Consider the following 22,372-nt stretch of genomic DNA (forward strand, 5'->3'; position numbering starts at 1 on the left):
CCTAGTTAGTGAAACGAGCAGTCGTAGTTTTTTTTCAGAAGGAGTTTTCAGAAGGAGAATGGATGAAATGAAAGTGGCTGTCGGGAGTTCGGATGGTGTTAACGTAAACCAGCATTTTGGCCGGAGCGACCGGTTTTTAATTTACGAAGTGGATAACGAAGGATTCTATTCACAGACCGGAATCAGGGAAATCGGTAATCCTGCAAGCAGTCAAGGACATGAGCAAAGCCGCCTTGAGGCAGTAGCCGAAGCGCTAACGGATTGTTCGTATGTACTTGTTAGCCAGATTGGTCATGGTGCCACGGCGGTGCTTCACAATGTGGGAATTACTGCGCTGGGAGTCGAAGCCCCCATTGAAAAGGCATTGACCCGGCTGATTTCCTTTCTTCATTCAGGCCGTGGAGCTATTTTACAGTAAGGCTTGATCAAATCATAATCATCTGAAAAGAGGGATCTGTATGAGTGAGAAACCATTGGGCTTTGATACATTGAAAGTAAGAGCTGGCTATGAGTCCAGCGAGCATAATTATTCGGTAGCCGTGCCGATTTATCAGACGGCTTCTTATGATTTAGGCGGCGTGGAACGGGCGGAAAAATTGTTCGGTCTGGAGGAAGCGGGCTTCCTGTATACGCGGATCGGAAATCCGACCGTAGCCGTGCTTGAGGAGCGGTTGACCGCTCTGGATAAAGGAACTGGCGCTGTTGCCGTCGCTTCCGGAATGGCCGCTGTCGCTTATACCCTGCTCAACCTGGCCGAGGGCGGAGGAAGAATACTAACAACACCTAGACTGTACGGGGGAACTTTCGATGCTATCAAGCATCTGTTCCCTAAATTCAATGTTCATGTCGATTTTGTGGAGAACTCGGATGATCCGGAAACCTTCCGGCGGGCCATAGGGCCAGATACCAAAGCGATACTGATCGAGAGCATCAGCAACCCGAACGCAACCATCCTGGATGTAGAAGCCATTGCCGAAATTGCGCATGACAACGGGATTCCGTTAGTTATTGATAATACATTTGGAACTCCGTATCTGTTCGATTCCTTCGCCCATGGAGCGGACATCATCATTTACTCGGCGACCAAGGCGATTGGCGGGCATGGCACAACGCTTGGCGGAGTCATTGTGGAAAATGGAAAGTTTGATTGGAGCAATGGCAAATTTCCGCATTTTGAAGAGCCGCAGTATCTGCTGCGGGATCAGGCGACTGGACGCGAGCGCAGCATTCTTGAGGTCTTCCCGAATGCGCCGTTTGCGACAAGAGTACGGCTTAGCTACCTCGCTTATTTTGGGGCGTCTCTCAGCCCGTTCGATGCCTTCCTGCTGATTCAGGGACTTGTAACCTTATCTGAGCGGATTGACAAGCAGGTTTCCAACGCGCTGAAAATCGTGCAGTATCTGCAAAGCAACGACAGAGTAAGCTGGGTCAGCCATCCTGCCGCAGACGGTAATGCATACAAAACCTTGGCCGATAAATATTTTCCAAAAGGCGCCGGTTCCATTTTCTCCTTTGGCTTTAAGGGAAATGAGGATCAGCTCAAGACTTTTCTGAATGCGGTGAAGCTGTTCAGCTATCACGCCAATGTGGGTGACGCCCGCTCGCTCATTATTAATTCGCCGAAAACGACGCATGGCGAGTTAAACCCCGAAGAACAGGCGTTTGCCGGCATCAAGCCTGAAACGGTCCGCCTGTCCATTGGCCTCGAAGATGCCGAGGATTTAATCGCAGATCTGGAGCAGGCGTTCGAGCAGGCTTTTGTGGAAACATATTCTTTATAACGTAAAAGGGGAGAAGGACATGCCAAAAGTGAATTTGAATCTGACCGAGGTCCCGATCCGCGAGAAACGTTTGGGTTCGATTACGGGTTTTGCCGGAACTGCGGGAGACCTGGTAAACTGCTCCAACAGCGGCTGCCTGAAGGACGGCACCCGTTCTTTCAGTCAATGCATGGGCTGCAGTTCGGGAAATGCTTTTTGCCAGCTATCCATGATTCGGGATGCAGCGATGGTCAACCATGCGTCTGTCGGCTGCGCCGGGGATTTCTTCGGCTTTAATTTCGTGTATCGCGTCGGCCAAATGGAGCGGGATCTACCGCCGGCCATCGGCAGATATTTTAATACAAATATTGAGGAGATGGATACGGTCTTCGGCGCTTTATCCAAGCTGGAAAAGACGATCCGCCTCGCGTACGACAGAGTAAAACCGAATGCGATCTTCGTTACCACATCCTGTGCCTCAGGGATCATTGGGGAAGACGTGGAAAGTGTTACGGACCGAATGACGAATGAACTGGGAATACCCGTCGTTAACTGCGTCTGCGAGGGATTTAGATCCAAAATCTGGACCTCCGGCTTCGACGCCGCCTATCACTCGATTGTGCGTAAAATTGTGAAGCCTCCGCAGAAGCGGACGAACAAAGTGAATATCATCAATTTCTGGGGCAGTGATGTCTTCTCCAAGCTGCTGAACCGTCTGGGCTACGAAGCGAACTATGTCGTTCCCTTCTCTACAGTAAGCCAGTTGGAAACCATTTCCGAGGCTGCGGCCACGATTCAGATTTGCCCGACGCTTGGAACGTATATGGGAGCCGCGCTGGAGCAAGTCTACGGAGTGCCGGAGATCAAGGCTCCAATGGCTTACGGTATAGCAGGAACGGATGCCTGGATGCGCGAGCTCGGACGTGTTCTGGACCGTGAAGACGAGATTGAGGAAATGATCCGCGAGGAGAGAGCGGCTGTTCTGCCGAAGCTGGAGGAGTACCGGGCTAAGCTTACAGGCACTACGTGCTATTTGACTGCGGGCTCAGCCCACGGTCATGCCCTGATCGCCCTGCTGCGTGAACTCGAAATCGAAGTGCAGGGCGCGGCTATTTTCCATCATGACCCTATTTATGACAATGAAGCTACTTCAGCGGATATGCTGGATCACACGGTCAAGACCTATGGAGACATTAAGGGCTATAACGTCTGCAACAAGCAAGCCTACGAGCTGGTCAATATTCTGAACCGCGTCCGTCCGGACCTGATGATCGCCCGTCACGGCGGAATGACGCTCTGGGGCGCCAAGCTTGGCATTCCCACCCTGCTGATCGGGGATGAACATTTCAGCTGGGGATACCAGGGGCTGTTAAATTATGCGGAACGCATCCTGGAGACGCTCGATAACCGGGAGTTTGTAACTAACTTGGCAAAACATAGTTCCATGCCTTACACCAAATGGTGGCTGGAGCAAGATCCATACACTTTTTTGGGGGGCAATACTCATGTCAAAACTTATTGAACAGCCAAGGTATTCCTGCGCGCTGGGCGTTCAGCAGACCGTCATCGCAATCCAGCGGGCTGTGCCTATCGTCCATGCAGGGCCAGGCTGCAGCACTAAAATTCACGGCCTGCTCGGTCAAGGGGAGGGCTATGCGGGAGGAAGTACGATCCCCTGCACCAATTCGAGCGAATCCGAAGTCGTATTTGGCGGCGAGAAAAAGCTGCGTGGTGTCATAGACGGCGCGTTCAAGGTTATTGACGCCGACCTGTTCGTCGTACTCACCGGCTGCACCTCGGATATTGTCGGCGACGATGTCGGCCAGGTGACCCGTGAATTTCAAAATCTCGGCAAGCCGATCGTGTTCGCGGAGACCGGGGGCTTCAAGAGCAATAACTATGTCAGCCATGACCTCATTATCAAGGCGATTGTCGAGCAGTATGTCGACCGGTATGCGCCCGCCAAAGGTGAAGTGATTCCTGGACTGGTTAATGTTTTTGCCTCCATTCCCTATCAGGACCCTTACTGGATCGGCAACCTGCAAGAAATTAAGCGGCTGCTGACGGGCATCGGTCTTACGCCGAATATCCTTTTCGGCCCGGAATCGGGCGGCGTATCCGAATGGCTGACCGTTCCTCAGGCTGAATTCAATATTGTCGTATCCGCCTGGCCGGGACTAAGAAGCGCCAAGCTGCTCAAGCGGAAATACGGTACGCCGTTTTACCATTTTCCCTATTTGCCGGTTGGAGGAGCGGAGACCAGCCGATTTTTGCGGGAGGTTGCGGCATTCGGCACCAGCATAGACCGGGAAAAGGCCGAGAAATTCATCGCGGACGAAGAGCGTAAATTCTATACGCATATCGAGCGTACGGCCGATTTCATGTTGGAATTCCGCTATGGGATTCCGCGCGTATTCTACACGATCCTTGATGCGACTTACGCTGTAGGCTTCTCCAAATATTTGTTGAATGAGCTGGGCATTATTCCGGCGGAGGTTCAATACATTATTGACGATACTCCCGAACAGTACCGCGAAGGAATCCGCGAGCAGTTCCGGCGCATCTCCGACAGGAGGTCGGCGAATGTGGAATTTTCGGTGGACGGCGGGGAGATTCAGGAGAATATCAGGAAGACAAGTCCGAAGCAGCGCGCGCTGATTCTTGGAAGCGGCTGGGAGCGCGACATGGCTGTCGATATCGGTGCCGATCTGCTTCCAGTCAGCGTGCCGATCACCTACCGGCTGGTATTGAACTGCGGCTACGCAGGGTATAACGGCGGTTTGCGGCTGATCGAGGACATCTATGACCGCGTATTGGGCACGTACCGTTAATCGCATAAAGGCAAAAGAAGGGGCTTTCCGAGCACCGCAGCAGATGGCGTGCGGCTAGGAGCCCCTTTTTTCTCACACTATCATTCAGAACAAACTCCAATTCCCCATAAGTCTGGCATGTCTCTCGGCCAAGGAGAGCAGATACCGGGTGAACCAGACGAGCACCGCATCGGCAGCGATCAATACAACAAGCGCCCACATCCATTGTCCGCCGGTATTCCCGTATAGCGCCCCGCGAACGAGGATCAGGCTGTAGGTGACGGGAAAGAGCAGGGACAGTCCTTTTGCCCACACCGGGAAGACGGAGGGAGGGATGCGCACACCCCCGAACAGCTCCATCGGAGCTTGAAAAATGTAGTACAGCAGGCCGGAGTCCCGTGAGAATAGGGAGACGGCGCTGAGCATCGCGCCCCAGATAACCGCAGAACCTACGATAAGTGCCAGCACCGGCAGCAGCACGGCCCATTTCACCTCCCCGGGATCGGCGACAAACCAAAACGTCAGGAAGGAGAATGCCGCGAACATCCAGATTCCATTAAACAGGGAGTACAGTGATCTGCCGTATAAAAAGGCCATTTTGGAGGAAGGCGTCAAGAAGATGATTTCCAGTGTGCTTTGTTTGCGTTCCATTTCGAACAGCCATGCCGAATGCACCGTGGTCCAGAACAGCTGAAATACGAGATAACCGCTAAGCAGGAACAGCGGTATTCCGCCGGAGGGGATCACTCTGGACAAGGCCGAGCCTTCGCCGGTCCGATAAGGCTGCATCGCATAGTAAGAGGTCAGAAAGGCAAGCGCGGGCCAGAGCAGCATGGAGAAAAATACGGCTTTTCCTCTGGTGCGGCTTCTGTGCTGCTTCAACATTTCCGCCAGGAGCGAGATCATCCATCCGCGCTTCTTCATGACACTTTGCCTTCTGACAGCAGGATGATGGCATCTTCCAGATTGGGCTTCTCGGCAGAAAAGGAGACGACCTTCAGTCCATTCTCGGAAGTCCAGGGCAGAAGCTTGGTAATGAGCTTGTCGGCCGAACGGCTTTTTACCGTCAATCGAACCGGTTCCTCGGGGGATGCGCCGGATTCGGCAGAGGGCGTATGAAGCTCCGTCCATTCCTTCCGGTTTAGTCCGATTTCAGTATGAAGATATTCCAGCAGCAGCGGATTGAGCTCATCCCTCCAGCCCATTAGCTCAAAATGAGCCGTCTGCATGCCCGCCACCCTTGCCACAATGCGGTCCGGAGTATCGCACATCAGCAGCTCCCCGCGGTTCAGCACATTTACGTTGTCGCACAGCTCCTCCACCTCCTGCAGATAGTGGCTGGTGAGCAGAATGCCTTTCCCCATTTCTTTCGCAAGATTGCGGACCATACCGCGCAGCTGCCTGGCTATGGGCGCGTCCAGCCCGAGCGTCGGCTCATCTAGAAACAGATATTTCGGGTCGTTGATGAGGCCCCTGGCGATTTGCAGCCGCTGCTTCATGCCTTTGGAATACTGCTCTACCGGACGGTCCGCCGCATCAGCTAGACCCACCTCGCTAAGCAGCCGGTCGCTTTCCAGCCGGAGGCGGGCGGAGTCCAGACCGTACAAAGAACCGAAATAGTGGAGGTTCTCTCGTCCCGTAAGCCGCCAATACAGCATCCGTTCGCCGCCGGCGATCATATTCACTTTTTGCTGAATGGCGCTGCGGCTGCGGTTCATGTCGAGTCCGTCGACCTCAATGCTGCCTTCCGTCGGATCAAGCAGGGTGGACAGCATGCGGATGGTCGTCGTTTTGCCGGCTCCGTTAAGTCCCAGCAGACCCGTAATTTGTCCGGGCTCAAGAGTGAGCGACAGCGATTTTACCGCTTCAGTCTTCACGCGTTCGGTTCGGAACCAGCCAAGCCTGTTCTTGGTTTCGTATATTTTGGTAACTTCGTTCATTATGATCATGCCGTCACAGCCTTTCTTGATATGTAATACATACCTTTTTTCGCAAAATATCACTTCAATACCGCTCGAACATTCGCCGCTCGATCCTTCTGCCGCTCCAGAGAGCGAGCGAGATATAGACGGCGCAGAGCAGCAGGACAGGGACAATATCGCCAAACCGGATGATCCCGCCCGTCAGCAGGCTTCCCCGCAGCAGCGCCAGCGCATCGGTCAAAGGAAACACATTCCCTGTTAGCCGCAGTGCTTCGGGCAGATACTCCCGGGGGAATTGAAATCCGCACAGCAGGGCGGTAAACGCGAACAGCGTATTTTGCACAAAAAAAGTATCTCTCGTATGCAGCATTACGCAGCCCAGCAGAAGTCCCATGGAGAAACAGGACAATAAATAGGCGCAAATCCCAATCAGCACGGAAAAAAAGTCGAAATGAGGCAGCCGCAGACCCGCCGCAACTCCGAAAATCAGCACGACCGCAAGCTCGAACAGACTGCGCATAAGCTGCTGAACGGCAGTCCCCGCAAAATAACCGAAACGGCTGGAAGGAGAGAGCAGCAGCGCTTCCAGTGTGCCTTCCCGCCACTCCGTAATCAATGCCCTCGAAACATTCATAATCATGCTAACCGAGAATAGATTCAGCGCCCCGCCGATAATGACATACGTTAAATAATCGGAAGTACCCGCATAGGCGGCAAACCGGGTCTCAACATCGCCTTTAATCAGATATACATAGGAAAAATAGGTGACGAGAACAAGATACGTCCCATCAATGATGTGGCCGAAAGTAAACGTCCAGGGATAAGCTCTAAGATTGGACCTTTGGTTCCTGACCAAAGTCGCGAGGGCGGTATGCCACATGAATAAGCGCTCCTTTATATGGCTCTTGTTAAAATTATTGCTCCAGAAACTGTCTTTGCAGCACAAGCGTCATCTCAAATTCCTCTTTGTCGGCGGAGTAAAATTGATAGTTCCCCCGGCGTTTGGCCTTAATCAGACCGGCTTCGGTCAGAAGCTTCAGATGCTTGGACACAGCCGCCTCGGAGATACCGAGTACGGGAGCAAGCTGCTTTGTGCAGTGCGGTCCTTTCCACAGCAGCTTCACGATCTTGAGCCGGGTCTCGTCGCCAAGCGCCTTGAAACGCAGGAGCAGGTCGGCCGGCGGGGCTTTGCTGTACGGCAGCTCAGGAATGTCGGCGGCAAGCGGCAGATAGAGATCTTTTCCGTACCAGCCGAGTAAGAGATGAGGAAATATAAAGGCGCTGGGAAACACATAAATATGCTCCAGGCTGTCATAGGAAAAATGGTAGGTACTCGCTTTCTGCGCGGTAATCGTCCCGTTCTCCGCAAACAAGCGCGGATGCAGGGAAGCGATGGCTTTTTCCGCGGACTTTTCGGCCTCCTGCTGAAAGGCGGCGGCTGCCGTCTGCAGCCATGGCTCGACATCCTGCCATTCCCGGCAAAAAAAAGATGCCTCGTACTCGGCAAGCGTGCCTGTAAGCAGCTTGCGGAATTCCTCCAGCGAGCCGAGCAGCGTTAGCCCAGCCTCCTCTAGTTCCTCATCTTCCAGCCCTCTTGCGCCGTTCATCCATTGAATGATACTTCCAATTGGCACTCTGTTGTTCAATGCCAAGTGGATCAGCTCGGCGTCCGGAAGGGTGCACAGCGCATCAATGCCTTTCCGGCAGGTCATAGGCTGTCCCGTATGGTCTGCCAGGTCGACTAATGCGGTCCAGCAGTCAGTCAATTTGCCAACTTGACGGATGCCATCCCGAAGCTGGGGCGGCATTTCTTTCCATAGCTCCAGCGACCACTCTAGCCGCCTGGGATGATGCTCCGGCTGGTACAGCACATGCAGGCTGCACAGCATTTCATGGAAGGGACTGACAACGATTTTAATTTTATGGTGCAATAATGGTAATGAGCTCATTATGTTCCTTTCCGATTAACCGGATGGTTAATCAAAAACCACTTTCGCGAAAAGTGTTCAACATTATATAGGGGAGAATGGGCAGTGTCAATGCAAAAAAACCAGACCCCATTCAGGGTCCGGTTACAGATGCTGGAGAGATTTCAGGAGGATTTATAAATCTCCCGCATCACATGGCGCAGTTCAGGAATAATTAGCCGGGTCATCGCCAGCTTAACCGCTCCGACTGATCCGGGCATGGAGAACACGGCGGTGCTGCCGATTGTACCGGCTACCGCCCGGCTCAGGATCGCTGCGGTTCCGATATCCTCGGCAAAGCTCAAATAACGGAATATTTCCCCGAATCCGGGCATTTCTTTGTCCAGCAGCGACTTGACCGCCTCGTAGGTGGTATCGCGGGGAGCAATGCCGGTGCCGCCCGTAAGCAGCACGGCCTCGATGCCGCTATCCCCTGCGCATTCGTGAATAAGCTCGCGGATATCGTCATAATCGTCTTTTACAATGATTCGCCCGGCAATCTTATAGCCAGATTCTTCAAGCAAAGTCTCAATAAGGCGGCCGCCCTTATCCGTCTCCATCGTCCTGGTGTCGGAGACCGTAATAATATAGCAATTGACCGAATCCGGGGCTTCCATGCGGTGCTGTTCGACAGAATTCATAGGTCTTCTTCACTCCTTGCTGCAAATTTACGTGTTTCTCATACGCCACTATCATAGGGGATAGAGTTGCCAGCTTGCAAGGAAAGCGCAAAGCGGGAAGCTGTTGAGGGTTTTGGAAAGCGTATACATTATTTTGATGAGGTTGCTTCGCCGGTAAGGAATGTAGTACACTCGCTTACAGAACAGATACCTTGGGAGAGAATGAGATATGGATAGAACTATTCCTGTATATATATTGTCGGGATTTCTAGGCAGCGGCAAGACGACTCTGCTGTACCGATTGCTGGAGTATTGGAAAGATAAAGACCTGCGTCCGGCCGTCGTCATGAACGAACTCGGAGAAGTCAACTTCGACGGCATGATGATCGATCAATCGGTGCCGATGGCGGAACTGCTCGGCGGGTGCATCTGCTGCTCCGCAAGCGCGGATCTTAGTATGGAGCTTAATACTCTGGTGAAAAAAGAGTCGCCGGATGTCATCGTCATTGAAGCGACGGGGGCGGCCAATCCTCTGGATATCATTGATAATGTGACGGAAACCTCGCTCTACAGCAACGTCGAATTAAAGGGCCTGATCACCGTAGTTGATGCCGCCCATCTGCTTCAGCTGTACAGAGAACAGAAAGGGGCCTCATACCGGCTGATGCAGGAGCAAATACGCAGCGCTTCCGTGCTGATTCTGAACAAAACGGACCGCGTGTCCCCGGAAGAAGCGGAGGAAGTGAATGGGGTTCTGCGCAAATGGAATGCGTTCGCGGAGATTATTCCGGCGGTACGATGCGAGGTGGAACCGGAAAGACTGATCGACCGCACGGATAACGCAGCGTTTACGGAAATCTCAGAGCATGCGCCGGAAACGGATTCCTCGGCTTCGATGTCAGGCGAAGGCTTGACGGAGGCAGGGGAGAAGAATGCCATCGATACCCCCCGGGCCGCGCATGATCATGTAATGGCTTATACGCACTTTTTTAAGAATCCGATTAACAGTGTGGAGTTTGAAGCCTTTATCAAAGAACTGCCCGGCGATGTATACAGAGCGAAGGGTGTGCTTACCTTCAACGATACTTCGGGGCGCTTTCTGTTCCAGTATGCGTACCGGGAGTCGGATTTTCTAAAAATTAACCCGCAGGGAGAGGTCGCGGACGTGGCTGTATTTATCGGGGAGCACTTCTCGTCAGGGGATCTGCGGAAGAAACTGCTGAAGCTGGAAGGACGGGGATTTACCCTGCCAGGGACCGTAAAACGGGGCTTGTAGCTTCAGGGAATCCGGGACTCTATGACAAATCAGGAAGCGGCGCAAAAGGTTGCAGAGGGCGGCATCTGCTGATTCGTCCCTGCAGCCGAGGTTCATTACACACTGTCAGGAATGTATAAATGCTTGTTTAAACAGTGCGGATGCCTGCCGCCAAATAAGCGAAGCTGTTGCCGTATTATCCTGAAAAAGTTCGCAAGCAACCACAACGCAGTAGAGTAACGGGCCAGCTTTTGCGGAAAGCTGGCTTTTATATGTCATTCGTCGGAAGAATATCTTAAAAGGAAGCGCAGAAGGAAGAGGGAATTAACAGGAGCCCGGCGAATTGTTAGAATGTAGAAAGCAGAGACTTATATCTATACATAGGTATTGGATAATTATTTTTAACAACAACGTTACATAATGACGGAGGGCAGATGAAGGAGGACACACAATTACCGCAAAGTGAACATTCCAAAGAGCTGTTCGCCTATTTTGGACTGGCCGTCTATTACTGCCAGGCATTGGAGCAGCAGCTTACCAACCTGCTCCTGCTGACGAAGCTTTCCCAGGGGACCTTACCGTCTGAGGCAGAGCTTACGGATTTATATCAACGCAAACTCGGCAATTCACTTGGTCAGCTCATTAAAGAGATACAGCATCATTTTCCTTTCTCGGAGGAAGAGACGACGCAGCTGCATCATGTCTGGAAGCAGAGAAATTATATTGTTCACGATTATTTCAAGGAACGAATTCAGGACACGTTTACTCCTGCCGGCAGGACCCGCATAATCAGGGAATTAAAGCGGTTCAAGAATAAAGCCAGCGCCTTGGAGCTGAAGCTGCAGGGCTATTGTTCGGAGCTGTACCTAAAGCTGGGGCTGGAAGGCAAGCTGGATGATGAAGATTTAATTGACGGCGCTTCTTCCGCCGAATTGAAGCGGCGCAATCGGTAAAGTCAGTGAATATTAACTGGACAGTAAGCCTCTGACTGGCAGGAATGCAGGCAGAGGCTTTATTCAATAGCGAGTTCACTCCGTTCATTGGATGATTATCCCATTATAACGAACAAATGTTCCGTTTGCAATGAAAGAAAAAAGCTCCGCATCCCTTATCGGGAATGTGGAGCTTCCTGCAGCGAAGCAAAAAATCCTAATTTTGCGAATGCGCCGATTGCATTGCGGCCGGAACCTTTACAGCCGGATCAGGCTTGGATGCTTGGGCGGTATCCGTGCTCTGGGCGGCGGAGCCGGCCTGAAGCTGATACATGCGGTAGTAGCGGCCGCCAAGCGCCATCAGCTCATCGTGGCTGCCCCGCTCGACGATTTCGCCCCGGTGCAGGACGAGAATCTGGTCTGCACTGCGGATGGTCGACAGGCGGTGGGCGATGATAAATGTCGTCCGGCCCTTTTTAAGAACCTCCAACGCCTGCTGGATAAGGCTCTCCGTCTCGGTATCGATATTGGAGGTGGCCTCATCAAGAATCAGGATCGCTGGATCGAAGGCAAGCGCGCGGGCGAACGAGATCAGCTGACGCTGTCCGGCGGATAGCGTGCTGCCTTTTTCCACTACCGGTTCGTCGAAGCCTTGCGGCAGATGAGCCAGCAGCCGGTCCGCGCCGACTTCTCTAAGCGCCCATTCGACTTTTTCCCGCGTAATGCTCTCGTCTCCCAGGCTGACATTAGAAGCGATCGTCCCGGTGAACAGATAAGGGTCCTGTAGGACGATGCCCATATGCTTGCGCAGCCACTGCTTCGGAATATCCGTCGTTTTTTGACCGTCAATAGAGATGGAGCCGCGCTGCGGATCGTAGAAACGGAACAGCAAATTGATGATCGAGCTTTTGCCTGAGCCGGTATGGCCCACAAGGGCGACCGTCTCGCCGGAGCGAGCCGTGAGCGAAATGTCGCGCAGGACGAAGTCTTTTTTATAGGCAAAGGAGACATCCTCGAACACCACATTCCCTTTGTACCGGGGCATTTCTCCGTCAGTTACGTCTTCGCCGGGCTCATCCATAAGCTTGAAGACGCGGCCTGCCGACACCATCGAGGTATCGAGATTTGCAAGCTGATTGACCATCCCGATGATTGGCTGGAACATCCGTCCCAGCACGTCGACGAAAGCGTAGAGCACGCCGAGCGAGATGATCGTCCCGCCGCCGAGGCTGCCGAAGCCGAAATACCAAAGCACCAGCGCAAAGGAAAGACTGCGCAGCGCACCGACCAGATTATGCGAGGTCAGCGAGTTGAGATTAAGCATTTTGTTCTGGTACTTCATGTAATCTTCGTTGAGCGCTTCGAATTCGTCCAGCCGCTGCTTCTGGCGGCGGAAGATGCGGATAATGGGCATTCCCTGGATCGATTCGTTAATAATGGCGTTAATCTCGCTGAGGCGCGAGCGGATAATTGTGTTGTATTTGGTTGCGATTTTGCGGTACAGGATGACCCAGATCACGATGACCGGGACGATGAACAGGCTGGCCAGACCGAGCCGGACATCCAGCAGGAACAAGGCGGTATACACGCCGATAATATTGATGATCCCGGTGGCGAAGTTCGACAAGACGGCAATGAACAGCTCCTTGATCGCTTCCGTATCGTTGGTTACCCGGGATACGACCTTGCCCGCAGGCAGGTTATCGAAGAAGTAGACCGGCAGCCGCTGGATATGCGCGTATACATCCGTTCTCAGCTTGCGGACAACCTGGTTGGCCGACGATTGCAGCCAGTAGGTCTTGCCGAATTCGGCGAAGATCGAGATCACCAGGAACAGCCCGAACAATGCAACGAGCTTGTAAATGCCGGGAAGTTCCGGCTTGTAAAAAGCGAATACATCTTCAATGGCAAGCTGTACGGCCGGATAGCTGACTCTCTCGCCGCCGCAGTCGATTGTCACTTGACCGTCTTCATAGCTGCGTTTCCCGCTAATTGCTTCAACAGGCTGGCCGATGAAATAGAAGCTGCGTCCAATCTGGAGCAGTCGAACCTCGCGGCCCTTGGACTCTCCCGGTTCAAACCGGTCGCCGCGTTTGAAGTATTCATTATTATACTGGACGGCGTTGCCTTGCGAATTCGTTTCAAAATAAGGTTTCTCAATGGCAAGCATATGGTTATCAATCATGCTTCTTGCTATAAAAGGGCCCGCCAGCTCCGCTGCGACTCCGATAGAGAGCAGGAGGAGCGCCGCGATGAAGGTTGTCTTCGCATGCAGCGCATACTGCAGCAGGCGTCTGCCCGTACTTTGTTTCAAAATGGATGGCACCTCCCTGGTGAATGGTTTAGTTCAGATTATTCTCCACCTGCTGGCGTTCGTATTGTTCCCGGTACCAGCCGCCCAGTTCCAGCAATTCCTTGTGTGTTCCGCGCTCAGTAATCACTCCGTCATCCAGGACGATGATCTGGTTGGCATGCTCGATGGCGGACAGGCGGTGGGTGGAGATCAAGGTCGTCTTTCCGGCTCTTCGGGACCGGATGTTGTCGACAATCCGGGCTTCGGTCCGGGCGTCCACCGCCGACAGCGCGTCGTCGAGGATCAGGATTTCCGGCTCGGCGATAAAAGCGCGGGAGAGCGACACCCGCTGCTTCTGACCTCCGGAAAGAGAGACGCCGCGCTCTCCGACAAGCGTATCCAGTCCGCTTTCCAGCGTATCCAGATCGCTGAGGAAGGCGGCGGTGGAAACCGCCTCCAGAATCTTGTCGTCGCTTGCGCGCTCAAGTCCGAACTGGATGTTCTCGCGCACGGTCTTGGAGAACAGAATCTGTTCCTGCGGCACATAGCCCATCCAGCTGTGCAGACGATCTAGCGCAATATCCTCAATCGGAACACCCGAAATGCGGATGCTGCCGGTTCCGGTTGGGTATTCATGAAGCAGCTGCTTGAGCAGCGTCGATTTGCCGCTGCCGGTGCGGCCGACAACGCCAAGCGTCTCGCCTTTGGCGAGCGACAGGCTGATACCGCTCAAATTATCAACGGGGGACGCAGGGTAGCGAAACGTCACATTGTTGAGTTCAATTCCATCAGGTTCGGATACACTGGCCGGATGAGCCGGGTCCTGCACATCCGGGACGGAATTCAGCGTCTCATCGATTCGTTCGAGCGAAGCGCCGCCGCGCTGCATAATATTGATCAGCTCGCCGATGGCGAACATCGGCCAGACCATCATGCCAAGGTACATATTGAACGATACGAGGTCGCCCAGCGTGATCTGATTTCGGAAGACGAGGTAGATTCCAAACGTCAGGCCGATGATGTAACTCAGTCCCACGCAAAACCGGATGGTCGGTTCAAAAAAGGAGTCCACCCGCGCCACTGCCATATTTTTGCGGTACACATCATCCGTGATTTCCCCGAATCGCTTCTCATCCAGACGTTCCTGCACATAGGCGCGGATCACGCGCACGCCGGATACGGATTCCAGCACCTGGTCGTTCATATCGCCGAAGGCGTCCTGCGCCAGACTATAGCGGTCATGGATGGCTTTGCCGTAGATCACCATTGCCACCGCAATCAACGGGAGGGGCAGTACGGCGGCCAGCGTCAGCTTCCAGCTCACCAGAAAGCCCATGGCAAGGAGTACGACGGAGAAAAAAACGGTGGAGTCGACCAGCGTCAGCATCCCAAAGCCCGCGGTTACGGATACCGCCCGGATGTCGTTGGTGGCACGGGCCATCAGGTCTCCGGTGCGGTTTCGCTCGAAGAAAGAAGGCGTCATCGTAAGCAGATGGGTCATAAACCGGGAACGCAGCAGGCGTTCAACCAGATTCGATCCTCCGAACAGGCTGCGCATCCATATGTAAGTAATCCAGTAAATGATCAGGAGCAGAGCGAGAATCATTACAATGTACTTAATTAGCGAACCTGCCGTAATGGAGCCGCGTACGATTTCGTCAATGGCGTTACCCAGGAGACGCGGAGGCAGAAGTTCAATGACGCCGGCAATGATCAGCACGAACAAGCCGATCGTATAGCGTCTTTTCTCCCGGCGGAAGAACCAGCCGAGATCTTTTAATACGGAAAACATGAAATCCCTTCCTTTCGATTAGGTGTAGCGTCGGCATTAGGGCCCAAGGTTAAGCGGGATTAACGTTCGGTGAAGAGCAAAAAAAGGCATACCATCCGTTAACGGACGATATGCCTGGTCTCTCAAACGTATCATGCGCACGGTGCATAACAGCACCGGCCAGTAAAATGTTCGGCTTCCCGAAAAGTAAAGCGGCTAGAACGCGCGCTTCCGGGAAAGATTCACCTGCAGGGCTGCTTCGGTATTATGTTGGATAAGGCTGCCGACAATAGTGTGATGAATATCAATGAATGTAAACACCGAGATCACCCTTTCGTTAAAAATTTGGTAATGATTAGAAGACGTTTCGCTCATGTTGAGTTTATCACCGGTCCTGCGAAATTGTCAAACATGTTTTTGAATGAAATTATTTTAGTTTGGATCACGGCATTTCACTTGTGCTTGGAATAGAGCCTGGGATTAGGGTATGATAAAAGTAATAGACAAAGGAGTTGAGAGCTTTATGAGCATTACTGTCAGTCCTGAAGCTGCCTCCTGGTTCAAGCGGGAGCTCAGTTTAACAGACGGTGACTGCGTCCGCCTGTTCCCTAGGTACAGCTCCGGCGGCGGGCTTCATCCCGGATTTTCGCTCGGCATTGCCGTGGAGCCGCCGGGACGTCCGGGACTTCAAACTTCTGGGGAAGGTATCGTTTTTTACATGGAGGAGCAGGATTTATGGTATATGGAAGGGTACGGACTGTCGATCCTCTACTCTTCGGAAGAAGATGATATCGAGTACCGGTACGACTCTGAGGCTAACGGTGAAAAAGTGCCGGAAGCCGCCGCCGGTGCAAATCAGTGATAAACAAATGGAGCCCTTGCCTTAGGCAAGGGCTGATTTTTGCGGTTAGCCGCCGCTTCAAGGGAACGCAGCGGTCAATGGGACCGGCGGAAGGTTTCTTCTTCCATGGCGAATTCAAAATCGTCGATATCGTATACCATTACGGGAATGCCTCCGTCGATGATCCGATGGATCAGCTCCACCTGGTCGGTTAAGATCGGAATCTTCGCACGCTGTGAGGTCAGCAGAAGCTCGGTCTCGATTGGGTCGTAGGTTTCGCCGTAACTAGCATTGTCCACACTGTTGATGACGGTTATTTGCGCCCGCTCGCCGAGCAGAATGGCCGGACTCTTAGCCCATGGAACTTTCAGGCAGCGGCGGATCTTTTTCTGATTAAGCGGCTGCTCGAAATAGGCGATCAGTTCACCGATCTTAGCCTTGACGTGCTGATCGTCGTCGGGAATATTCATTAGCGGCTCGTCGCTATCCCGGAGCTCGTACAGTTCGAGTATCGTAGTATAGGGAACGATATATTCTACCGGTCTATTCGGTACCAGCAGTTGGCCGTAAATGGCCATCATAACGGCTTCAGTCACAAATTGTCTTGACATCATTATCCTCCTGAAGTTCGGGTACTGCTATAATCCTTGTGGAAAGGATTTAAAAATATCAAAACACTGTACGGAACAAAAGTCAATAAGCGCCAGTACCGGGAGAACCGCGTACGGAAATGCCAAGAAAAGACACCAGAGGCAGAATCCGCTTAACCCAAGCCGGTTTCTATCCTCAGTGTGCAAGCATGCTCACATTCTTCCGATGATGAGCGACAGGATGCCTGCGGCGATGAGCGGGCCGACCGGAACGCCTTTGAAGAGGGCGACTCCGATGACGGTTCCGATCAAGAGACCGGCGACAATCGTCGGCTGGCTGCCGATCAGGACCGCTCCCCGGCCGCCAAGATAAGCGACAAGAATGCCTATAGCGATGGCTGTCAGCGATTTCCAATGGAGAAATGCCTGCCCTACGGTTTGCAGCGAGATGCGTCCGCTGGCCAGCGGAGTCATGACGCCGATCAGGAGGATGATGATTCCGACCGTCAGTCCATACTTTTCAAGCCACGGATAAGCTTGATGGAGCCCAAGCAGACGCACCAGGAGCAGCACCAACATGGCGATGGTCACGGTTGAGTTGCTGCTGATAATGCCAAGTCCGGCAAGCCCCAGGAGAAGCAGGGAAGTGTAGTCCATCTTCAGTTCCGCTCCTTGTCTTCATTCAGGCGTTTCGCTGCCGCATGCGCCGCGATCAGCGCCCCGTGCCGGCGTCCCGTCTCAATGAAAATCTCGTTGGCGTTGCGGCCGGAGGCGATAACGCCTGCCACATATACGCCCGGAATATTCGTCTCCATCGTCGCCGGATCAAATACGGGCTTATCCATATCGTCATCCATCAAGACGCCGATGGAGGACATCAGCGTGCGGTCCGGTCTGAAGCCGGTCATCGCCAGAACGAAATCATTGTCCAGCGTGTAGGATTCTCCCCGGGAATCAGAGGATACGACAACCGTGTCCGGCGTGATTTCGGTAACCCTTGACGAAAAATGAAGCCGGATCTTTTCCTTTTGCACCATGCTTTCAAAGATTGGGCGCACCCAAGGCTTGATATTGCCGGAGATGCTGTCCCCACGGTAGATCATATCGACCGAAGCGCCGGACCGAATCAGCTCAAGAGCCGCGTCCACAGCCGAATTGCTGCCTCCGATAATTGCAACCTTCATACCGGTGTAAGGGTGCGCCTCCCGGAAGTAGTGGGTCACCTTCGGCAAATCCTCGCCGGGAATGCCGATCCAGTTCGGCTGGTCGAAGTATCCGGTGGAGATAACGACAGAGCCCGCCCGCCGCGTCTTCCGTTCGCCGCGCTTGTTCACCGAGGCGACGCCGAAGGTTCCGTCCTCCAGCCGCTCAATCCCCGTCGCTTCCTCATAGGCGGCAATTTCCAGTCCATATAGCTCGGCAGCCTTGCGGTAGTAGACGAGCGCCTCGTGGCGGAACGGCTTCTCGTTCGGCGTCGTAAAGGGAACATCGCCGATTTCCAGCAGCTCCGGAGTGCTGAAAAATTGCATATGGGTCGGGTACAGAAAAATGGAGTGGACAATAAAGTTCTTCTCCACAATGATCGCGGACAGGCCCTGGCTGCGGCATTCAATGGCGGCGGACAGGCCGCAGGGCCCGGCGCCAATAATAATGACATCATGCATAAAGCGGATTCCCTCCTGTTTATTTCTCGTTTTTTCTTCGTCCGTGTGGAACGTGCAAACTACATCCTACCGCAATTTGCCCGGTTTTTCCAGGGCAGGGCGCGTCGACGCATTTTCCGTTTGCTTTAACAGTATTGTTCATTATATAATTAGATATATATCTAATAAAATTTGGTTAAGAGGAGCGTGCGCTTTGATGCAGCTGGATAAAATCGTAGGTTACCATAAAGCCCTCGCCGATCCCACACGCCTTCGCATGCTCCTGCTTCTGTCGCAAGGAGAAATGCATGGCCAAGCACTGGCGGAGAAGCTGAACCTGTCGCAGCCGACGGTAACGCATCATGCGGCCAAGCTGCGCTCGGCAGCGCTCATTAAGGAACGCCGCGAGAAGAATACCGTCTATTTCAAGCTGAATCCGGAATTTATCCGGAAGGGCGGGGAGGCGTCGCTGCAGTTTATTTTTGATAAGGGAGCGGAGGATATGGAAGAGGAGAGCAAGGAACAGAAGCTGAAGGAGTCGGTGCTCCGCAATTTCTTCGCCAAAGACGGACGTTTGCGGCAAATTCCGGCGCAGTACAAGAAGAAGCTGATTGCCCTGCAGCATATTGTCGAACAGTTGAAGCCGGGCATTGTCTACAGCGAAAAAGAAATCAACACCTTCATCAAGCAGTATCATGACGATTGCGCCACGATCCGCCGCGAGTTTATCATGCATCAGTTCATGTACAGGGAAAATGACAACTATGAGCTGAATCCCCGGGAAATGTGGACGAAATGGGAATCTGTCAAATAAATTTCTAATTAATCTTACATTTCTGTGACGGTTTAATTTTTAATTGATTAAAATTTGTATAATCGATTAAAATGGAATTGTAAGCGCTATCTATGAAGAGCCAGAAAGGAGTCTTTCGATATGCTTTTTAAAAAGTTTAAGAAAGAAGCCGCCCCCCGCCAAGTTACCATAACATTACAAGAAGTCAAACAGGCTGTGCGTCAATTCGAAAAGGATATGCCCGGCGATATCAACCGGACAGTGTTGATGCGGGAAGACAAAAGCATCGATTTGTCGCGGCTGGCCCGTTATTTGGGCGGAAGGTCCGAGCAGAAGTTCTATTTGTCGAGAGAAACGTTTGAGATCTTTGAAGAAAAGGATAAAGAGATTCCCTATTTTCTTGATATGGTGCAGTCGGCGGTTGACAATTATATCAGCGATACGGGCAAGCTGCCTCTGCTTGAAGAATCGGACCTTCCCGAGGTTCACTATCATTTGCTGGCAAGCCAGAGGTATTTGAAGGAAATGCCGCCTTTTCCGCTGTATATTACCGAAGAGGAATTGATGCTGACCCACCGTCCGGAGCATTTCGGGTAAGCGGTGCCCCGCGCTTGGTGTGAGCTTGAATGTTTAGGGAATTCAAGTCATCTTCTTGCAGGGCATGGACGGTCATAATTTCCAGACTTCCTGCAGCCGCTCCAGCCGCTGTTTCGATTCCTTATCGCTTGCCAGGTGAACGGTAATCGTCGCATTTGGCAGCTCCTCGGATTGAAAGGAAAGATAATTTAGGCGAATATCGCCGGCGACAGGATGGTGGATCAGTTTTTTGCCCTCCGGCGTTCCTGCAATCGTCAGTTCATTCCACCAATTTGCAAATTTTTCGCTGTGCGTATGCAATTTATTAATTAATTCCGTCCGTTCCGGATTTTCAGGCAGTTGGCTATGGGCCATTCTCAATTGACTGACGCGCAGTTTGGAATGTCCTTCCCAGTTGTCCAGCAGCTTTTGCATATACGGGTCCATAAACGCGCGCCAGATTGAATTACGCTGCAGCTTGGACATTGCGGAGTAATCTCCGAAGACCGATTGAGCGGCCCGGTTCCAGGCGATAATATTCCACTCGTGGTCGGAAATATAAGCGGGATAAGGGTTTTGCAAATCGAGAAACTGCTGCATCCCGGCGCTAACCTTAAATGAATCGGGCGTTTCATCAGGCAGCCGCTGCGCCCCCAGTGTATACAAATATTCCCGTTCCTTTCGATTGAGCTGAAGCGCATTGCTTAATGCAAGCAATACCTCGGCGGAAGGGCGCACGGGCCTGCCCTGCTCCAAACGAACATACCAATCATTGCTTAGACCGGCCAATTCCGCAACTTCCTCCCGGCGTAGTCCCTCTACCCGCCGCCTGCTTCCCGAGGGCAGACCAACCTCCTCAGGTGTAAGTGAAGCGCGTTTTTTTCTTAAAAAAAGCCCCAGTTCCAGATGCTTGTCTTGAGTCACGACGGCACTGCCAGCCCCTTTCTCCTGCATAGGATTCTAAGTCCTAGGATCATGCGTCTCTTCATGCCTTACAGCGATGATTATACACTGTATCGTATAAAGAAGAGAGGATGATTCGTCATGGAATCCGCTACTAAGCTTAAAGTTTTCCCCGTCACTCTGCAATGGCTGCTTACCGTAGTGTGCGCGCTGGCCGTTGCCAATCTGTATTATGATCAGGTTCTGCTGACGGATATCGCCAACAGTTATCATGTTCCTCAAAATGCATCCGGCTTGCTGTTTACGATGATGCAGGTGGGCTACACGCTTGGCTTATTATTTATCGTTCCGCTTGGAGACCGGTTTGACAGACGCAAGCTGATTGTTGCGAGCCTGCTTTTGTCAGCTTTTTGGCTTGTTGTTATGACAATTGCGCCTTCGTTCAGCCTTCTGCTCGTTGCCGCTTTGGGTCTTGGGCTCAGCACGGTTGCGGCGCAGCTGATTATTCCGTATGTTTCTTCTAACATGGATTCGGAGAAAAAGGGGACCGTCACTGGCAGACTGCTGACCGGCGTCTTTCTAGGTGTGCTCGTTGGCCGTGTTGCCGGCGGGTGGATCGGACAGATGTTCAATTGGCAGACTGTGCACTGGCTTGCGGCAGGAATTTTATTGCTGTTTGCCGGTTATGTGTTTGTGAAACTGCCGGAGGATTCGGCCAAGAAGCAAGACTCTTACCCAAAAATCATGCTGTCCATGATTCCCCTGCTGAGAGAGGAGCCGATATTAAGAGAAACGATATTTTTCGGCGCAGCCGCCTTTGCCGCCTTTAATGTCTTTTGGGTTCCCCTTTCCTTCATCCTAAGTGGCGCGCCTTATCATTTCGGGAACGGGATCTCCGGAACCTTCGGCATCATTGGGATTGCCGGCGCCTTGGCGGCAGGCTTCGCTGGACGGCTGTCGGACGGCATTCATGCGCGCGGATGGAATGTGGCTGCGCTGCTGACGATGATGTTCTCCTTTGCATTGTTAGGCATGGGCTGGTATCATCTGTCAGTGCTCGTAGCCGTTACTTTTGTGCTTGATGTAGGCTCCCGCATGAACATGACTTTGAACCAAGGACGCATCAGCCGCTTGAATCCGGGGCAGCACAGCCGTCTGAATTCGCTCTATATGGTCGGATATTACCTGGGAGGCTCCTTCGGCTCATGGATCGGGAGCGCGGCCTATCATTACGGGCAGGTAAGCGGAATGATTGCTGCCGGATGCTTGCTGTTGACTTTGCCGGTTGTTTATTTTCTTGCAAGTTTGAGACACCGCCGGCGTATCCCGTTAAATGCTAATGATTCTCTTCGTAAAATATGAGAACGGTCCGGATTTCTCCTTTTTGCGAAACGGCCTTTTCATAAGGTAAAGCGCCATAGTACAATGATTCCTGACGAGCCCGCTTTCGGGCAAAGACGTATATAGAAAAACAAGGGGAATCAGAGTATGGATACGGTTCAGGCTTTGCTGTTTGATCTTGATAATACGCTTATGGACAGGGATTACACCTTTCGAAGCTTCAGCACGCAGTTCGTCTCTCATTTTCTGGGCCATTTGAACGTGGAGCGGCAGCTGGAACTTGTGGAAGATATCATTATCCGAGACGCCGACGGGTATCGGGATAAGGATGGCTTCTTTCGAGAGCTGAGCGAGG

21 protein-coding genes and 1 pseudogene are annotated in these 22,372 nt (G+C 52.6%); 11 read left to right on the forward strand and 11 right to left on the reverse strand.

Going from position 1 to position 22,372, the window contains the following annotated elements; genetic code table 11:
- From L691_RS0119305 to L691_RS0119320, 4 genes are all read left to right on the forward strand, one after another.
- Positions 1 to 418, forward strand: a 418-nt coding sequence (locus L691_RS0119305) for a NifB/NifX family molybdenum-iron cluster-binding protein (protein ID WP_232229221.1), incomplete at its 5' end; no start/stop codon positions are given.
- A gap of 40 nt (positions 419 to 458) precedes the next feature.
- The gene (locus tag L691_RS0119310; RefSeq protein WP_025692016.1) at positions 459 to 1,781 is read left to right on the forward strand and encodes an O-acetylhomoserine aminocarboxypropyltransferase/cysteine synthase family protein; all 1,323 of its coding nucleotides are present in this window, start codon (positions 459 to 461) and stop codon (positions 1,779 to 1,781) included.
- A gap of 19 nt (positions 1,782 to 1,800) precedes the next feature.
- Positions 1,801 to 3,282, forward strand: coding sequence for a nitrogenase component 1 (locus L691_RS0119315; protein ID WP_025692017.1), 1,482 nt, complete (start codon positions 1,801 to 1,803; stop codon positions 3,280 to 3,282).
- Positions 3,266 to 4,591: a nitrogenase component 1 gene (locus L691_RS0119320; protein ID WP_025692018.1), complete on the forward strand. Its 1,326-nt coding sequence runs from the start codon at positions 3,266 to 3,268 to the stop codon at positions 4,589 to 4,591. The genes L691_RS0119315 and L691_RS0119320 overlap by 17 nt, the downstream gene beginning before the upstream one ends.
- Before the next feature lie 84 nt (positions 4,592 to 4,675).
- On the opposite strand, the gene L691_RS0119325 is transcribed toward L691_RS0119320, so the two are convergent.
- The 5 genes from L691_RS0119325 to L691_RS0119345 all read right to left on the reverse strand — a co-directional run bounded on the left by L691_RS0119325 (position 4,676) and on the right by L691_RS0119345 (position 9,100).
- A complete protein-coding gene (locus tag L691_RS0119325; protein WP_025692019.1) occupies positions 4,676 to 5,494 on the reverse strand; it encodes an ABC transporter permease in 819 nt (272 codons plus the stop codon).
- On the reverse strand, positions 5,491 to 6,519 hold the full coding sequence (locus L691_RS0119330; RefSeq protein WP_025692020.1) for an ABC transporter ATP-binding protein: 1,029 nt from the start codon (positions 6,517 to 6,519) through the stop codon (positions 5,491 to 5,493). Before L691_RS0119330 ends, L691_RS0119325 begins: the two co-directional genes overlap by 4 nt.
- 55 nt (positions 6,520 to 6,574) lie before the next feature.
- Positions 6,575 to 7,372 carry an ABC transporter permease gene (locus L691_RS0119335; RefSeq protein ID WP_025692021.1) on the reverse strand — a complete coding sequence of 266 codons (798 nt, stop codon included), beginning with the start codon at positions 7,370 to 7,372 and terminating at the stop codon, positions 6,575 to 6,577.
- 34 nt (positions 7,373 to 7,406) lie between these two features.
- Positions 7,407 to 8,441, reverse strand: a complete 1,035-nt coding sequence (locus L691_RS30790) for an ArsR/SmtB family transcription factor (RefSeq protein WP_025692022.1) — start codon at positions 8,439 to 8,441, stop codon at positions 7,407 to 7,409.
- 143 nt (positions 8,442 to 8,584) lie between these two features.
- On the reverse strand, positions 8,585 to 9,100 hold the full coding sequence (locus tag L691_RS0119345) for a MogA/MoaB family molybdenum cofactor biosynthesis protein (protein WP_025692023.1): 516 nt from the start codon (positions 9,098 to 9,100) through the stop codon (positions 8,585 to 8,587).
- A 208-nt stretch (positions 9,101 to 9,308) separates the two neighbouring features.
- On the opposite strand from L691_RS0119345, the gene L691_RS0119350 reads away from it, so the two are divergent.
- On the forward strand, positions 9,309 to 10,355 hold the full coding sequence (locus tag L691_RS0119350; protein WP_025692024.1) for a CobW family GTP-binding protein: 1,047 nt from the start codon (positions 9,309 to 9,311) through the stop codon (positions 10,353 to 10,355).
- A 413-nt stretch (positions 10,356 to 10,768) separates the two neighbouring features.
- Positions 10,769 to 11,287, forward strand: a complete 519-nt coding sequence (locus tag L691_RS0119355) for a hypothetical protein (protein WP_025692025.1) — start codon at positions 10,769 to 10,771, stop codon at positions 11,285 to 11,287.
- 196 nt (positions 11,288 to 11,483) lie between these two features.
- Here L691_RS0119355 and L691_RS0119360 read toward each other — a convergent pair whose 3' ends face one another.
- Together L691_RS0119360 and L691_RS0119365 are read right to left on the reverse strand one after the other, a co-directional pair.
- The gene (locus L691_RS0119360; RefSeq protein WP_025692026.1) at positions 11,484 to 13,580 is read right to left on the reverse strand and encodes an ABC transporter ATP-binding protein; all 2,097 of its coding nucleotides are present in this window, start codon (positions 13,578 to 13,580) and stop codon (positions 11,484 to 11,486) included.
- A 28-nt stretch (positions 13,581 to 13,608) separates the two neighbouring features.
- Entirely contained in the window at positions 13,609 to 15,351 is a 1,743-nt protein-coding gene (locus tag L691_RS0119365; protein WP_025692027.1) for an ABC transporter ATP-binding protein, read from the reverse strand.
- A 502-nt stretch (positions 15,352 to 15,853) separates the two neighbouring features.
- Here L691_RS0119365 and L691_RS0119375 point away from each other — a divergent pair.
- Positions 15,854 to 16,192 carry a HesB/YadR/YfhF family protein gene (locus L691_RS0119375; RefSeq protein ID WP_025692028.1) on the forward strand — a complete coding sequence of 113 codons (339 nt, stop codon included), beginning with the start codon at positions 15,854 to 15,856 and terminating at the stop codon, positions 16,190 to 16,192.
- Positions 16,193 to 16,266: 74 nt separating this feature from the next.
- On the opposite strand, the gene L691_RS0119380 is transcribed toward L691_RS0119375, so the two are convergent.
- The 3 genes from L691_RS0119380 to L691_RS0119390 form a co-directional block, all read right to left on the reverse strand.
- Complete coding sequence (locus tag L691_RS0119380; protein ID WP_025692029.1) at positions 16,267 to 16,782, reverse strand: hypothetical protein; 516 nt, start codon at positions 16,780 to 16,782, stop codon at positions 16,267 to 16,269.
- A 192-nt stretch (positions 16,783 to 16,974) separates the two neighbouring features.
- Positions 16,975 to 17,418: a DUF441 domain-containing protein gene (locus L691_RS0119385; RefSeq protein WP_025692030.1), complete on the reverse strand. Its 444-nt coding sequence runs from the start codon at positions 17,416 to 17,418 to the stop codon at positions 16,975 to 16,977.
- 2 nt (positions 17,419 to 17,420) lie between these two features.
- Positions 17,421 to 18,425 (reverse strand): YpdA family putative bacillithiol disulfide reductase, encoded by a 1,005-nt coding sequence (locus L691_RS0119390; RefSeq protein ID WP_025692031.1) that lies wholly within the window; start codon positions 18,423 to 18,425, stop codon positions 17,421 to 17,423.
- Positions 18,426 to 18,621: 196 nt separating this feature from the next.
- On the opposite strand from L691_RS0119390, the gene L691_RS0119395 reads away from it, so the two are divergent.
- Together L691_RS0119395 and L691_RS0119400 are read left to right on the forward strand one after the other, a co-directional pair.
- Positions 18,622 to 19,218, forward strand: a complete 597-nt coding sequence (locus L691_RS0119395; protein ID WP_025692032.1) for a DUF2087 domain-containing protein — start codon at positions 18,622 to 18,624, stop codon at positions 19,216 to 19,218.
- A 120-nt stretch (positions 19,219 to 19,338) separates the two neighbouring features.
- Entirely contained in the window at positions 19,339 to 19,794 is a 456-nt protein-coding gene (locus L691_RS0119400) for a DUF3939 domain-containing protein (RefSeq protein WP_025692033.1), read from the forward strand.
- Positions 19,795 to 19,866: 72 nt separating this feature from the next.
- On the opposite strand, the gene L691_RS0119405 is transcribed toward L691_RS0119400, so the two are convergent.
- Entirely contained in the window at positions 19,867 to 20,727 is an 861-nt protein-coding gene (locus tag L691_RS0119405; protein WP_025692034.1) for a helix-turn-helix transcriptional regulator, read from the reverse strand.
- A gap of 90 nt (positions 20,728 to 20,817) precedes the next feature.
- On the opposite strand from L691_RS0119405, the gene L691_RS0119410 reads away from it, so the two are divergent.
- Positions 20,818 to 22,038 carry an MFS transporter gene (locus tag L691_RS0119410; RefSeq protein ID WP_025692035.1) on the forward strand — a complete coding sequence of 407 codons (1,221 nt, stop codon included), beginning with the start codon at positions 20,818 to 20,820 and terminating at the stop codon, positions 22,036 to 22,038.
- Between the two features lie 126 nt (positions 22,039 to 22,164).
- A pseudogene (locus L691_RS29470) lies at positions 22,165 to 22,372 on the forward strand (HAD family hydrolase); the annotation flags it as partial.

Source organism: Paenibacillus zanthoxyli JH29 (assembly GCF_000520715.1).
GTDB lineage: Bacteria > Bacillota > Bacilli > Paenibacillales > Paenibacillaceae > Paenibacillus_AQ > Paenibacillus_AQ zanthoxyli.

Excerpts from the sequence above, each read along its gene's own strand:
- L691_RS0119335 (WP_025692021.1), bottom strand. The coding sequence starts at position 7,372 with ATGTGGCATACCGCCCTCGCGACTTTGGTCAGGAACCAAAGGTCCAAT.
- L691_RS0119310 (WP_025692016.1), top strand. The coding sequence starts at position 459 with ATGAGTGAGAAACCATTGGGCTTTGATACATTGAAAGTAAGAGCTGGC.
- L691_RS0119325 (WP_025692019.1), bottom strand. The coding sequence starts at position 5,494 with ATGAAGAAGCGCGGATGGATGATCTCGCTCCTGGCGGAAATGTTGAAG.
- L691_RS0119400 (WP_025692033.1), top strand. The coding sequence starts at position 19,339 with ATGCTTTTTAAAAAGTTTAAGAAAGAAGCCGCCCCCCGCCAAGTTACC.
- L691_RS0119410 (WP_025692035.1), top strand. The coding sequence starts at position 20,818 with ATGGAATCCGCTACTAAGCTTAAAGTTTTCCCCGTCACTCTGCAATGG.
- L691_RS30790 (WP_025692022.1), bottom strand. The coding sequence starts at position 8,441 with ATGAGCTCATTACCATTATTGCACCATAAAATTAAAATCGTTGTCAGT.
- L691_RS0119365 (WP_025692027.1), bottom strand. The coding sequence starts at position 15,351 with ATGTTTTCCGTATTAAAAGATCTCGGCTGGTTCTTCCGCCGGGAGAAA.
- L691_RS0119390 (WP_025692031.1), bottom strand. The coding sequence starts at position 18,425 with ATGCATGATGTCATTATTATTGGCGCCGGGCCCTGCGGCCTGTCCGCC.
- L691_RS0119350 (WP_025692024.1), top strand. The coding sequence starts at position 9,309 with ATGGATAGAACTATTCCTGTATATATATTGTCGGGATTTCTAGGCAGC.
- L691_RS0119355 (WP_025692025.1), top strand. The coding sequence starts at position 10,769 with ATGAAGGAGGACACACAATTACCGCAAAGTGAACATTCCAAAGAGCTG.
- L691_RS0119380 (WP_025692029.1), bottom strand. The coding sequence starts at position 16,782 with ATGTCAAGACAATTTGTGACTGAAGCCGTTATGATGGCCATTTACGGC.
- L691_RS0119375 (WP_025692028.1), top strand. The coding sequence starts at position 15,854 with ATGAGCATTACTGTCAGTCCTGAAGCTGCCTCCTGGTTCAAGCGGGAG.
- L691_RS0119395 (WP_025692032.1), top strand. The coding sequence starts at position 18,622 with ATGCAGCTGGATAAAATCGTAGGTTACCATAAAGCCCTCGCCGATCCC.
- L691_RS0119385 (WP_025692030.1), bottom strand. The coding sequence starts at position 17,418 with ATGGACTACACTTCCCTGCTTCTCCTGGGGCTTGCCGGACTTGGCATT.
- L691_RS0119405 (WP_025692034.1), bottom strand. The coding sequence starts at position 20,727 with ATGCAGGAGAAAGGGGCTGGCAGTGCCGTCGTGACTCAAGACAAGCAT.
- L691_RS0119345 (WP_025692023.1), bottom strand. The coding sequence starts at position 9,100 with ATGAATTCTGTCGAACAGCACCGCATGGAAGCCCCGGATTCGGTCAAT.
- L691_RS0119315 (WP_025692017.1), top strand. The coding sequence starts at position 1,801 with ATGCCAAAAGTGAATTTGAATCTGACCGAGGTCCCGATCCGCGAGAAA.
- L691_RS0119320 (WP_025692018.1), top strand. The coding sequence starts at position 3,266 with ATGTCAAAACTTATTGAACAGCCAAGGTATTCCTGCGCGCTGGGCGTT.
- L691_RS0119330 (WP_025692020.1), bottom strand. The coding sequence starts at position 6,519 with ATGATCATAATGAACGAAGTTACCAAAATATACGAAACCAAGAACAGG.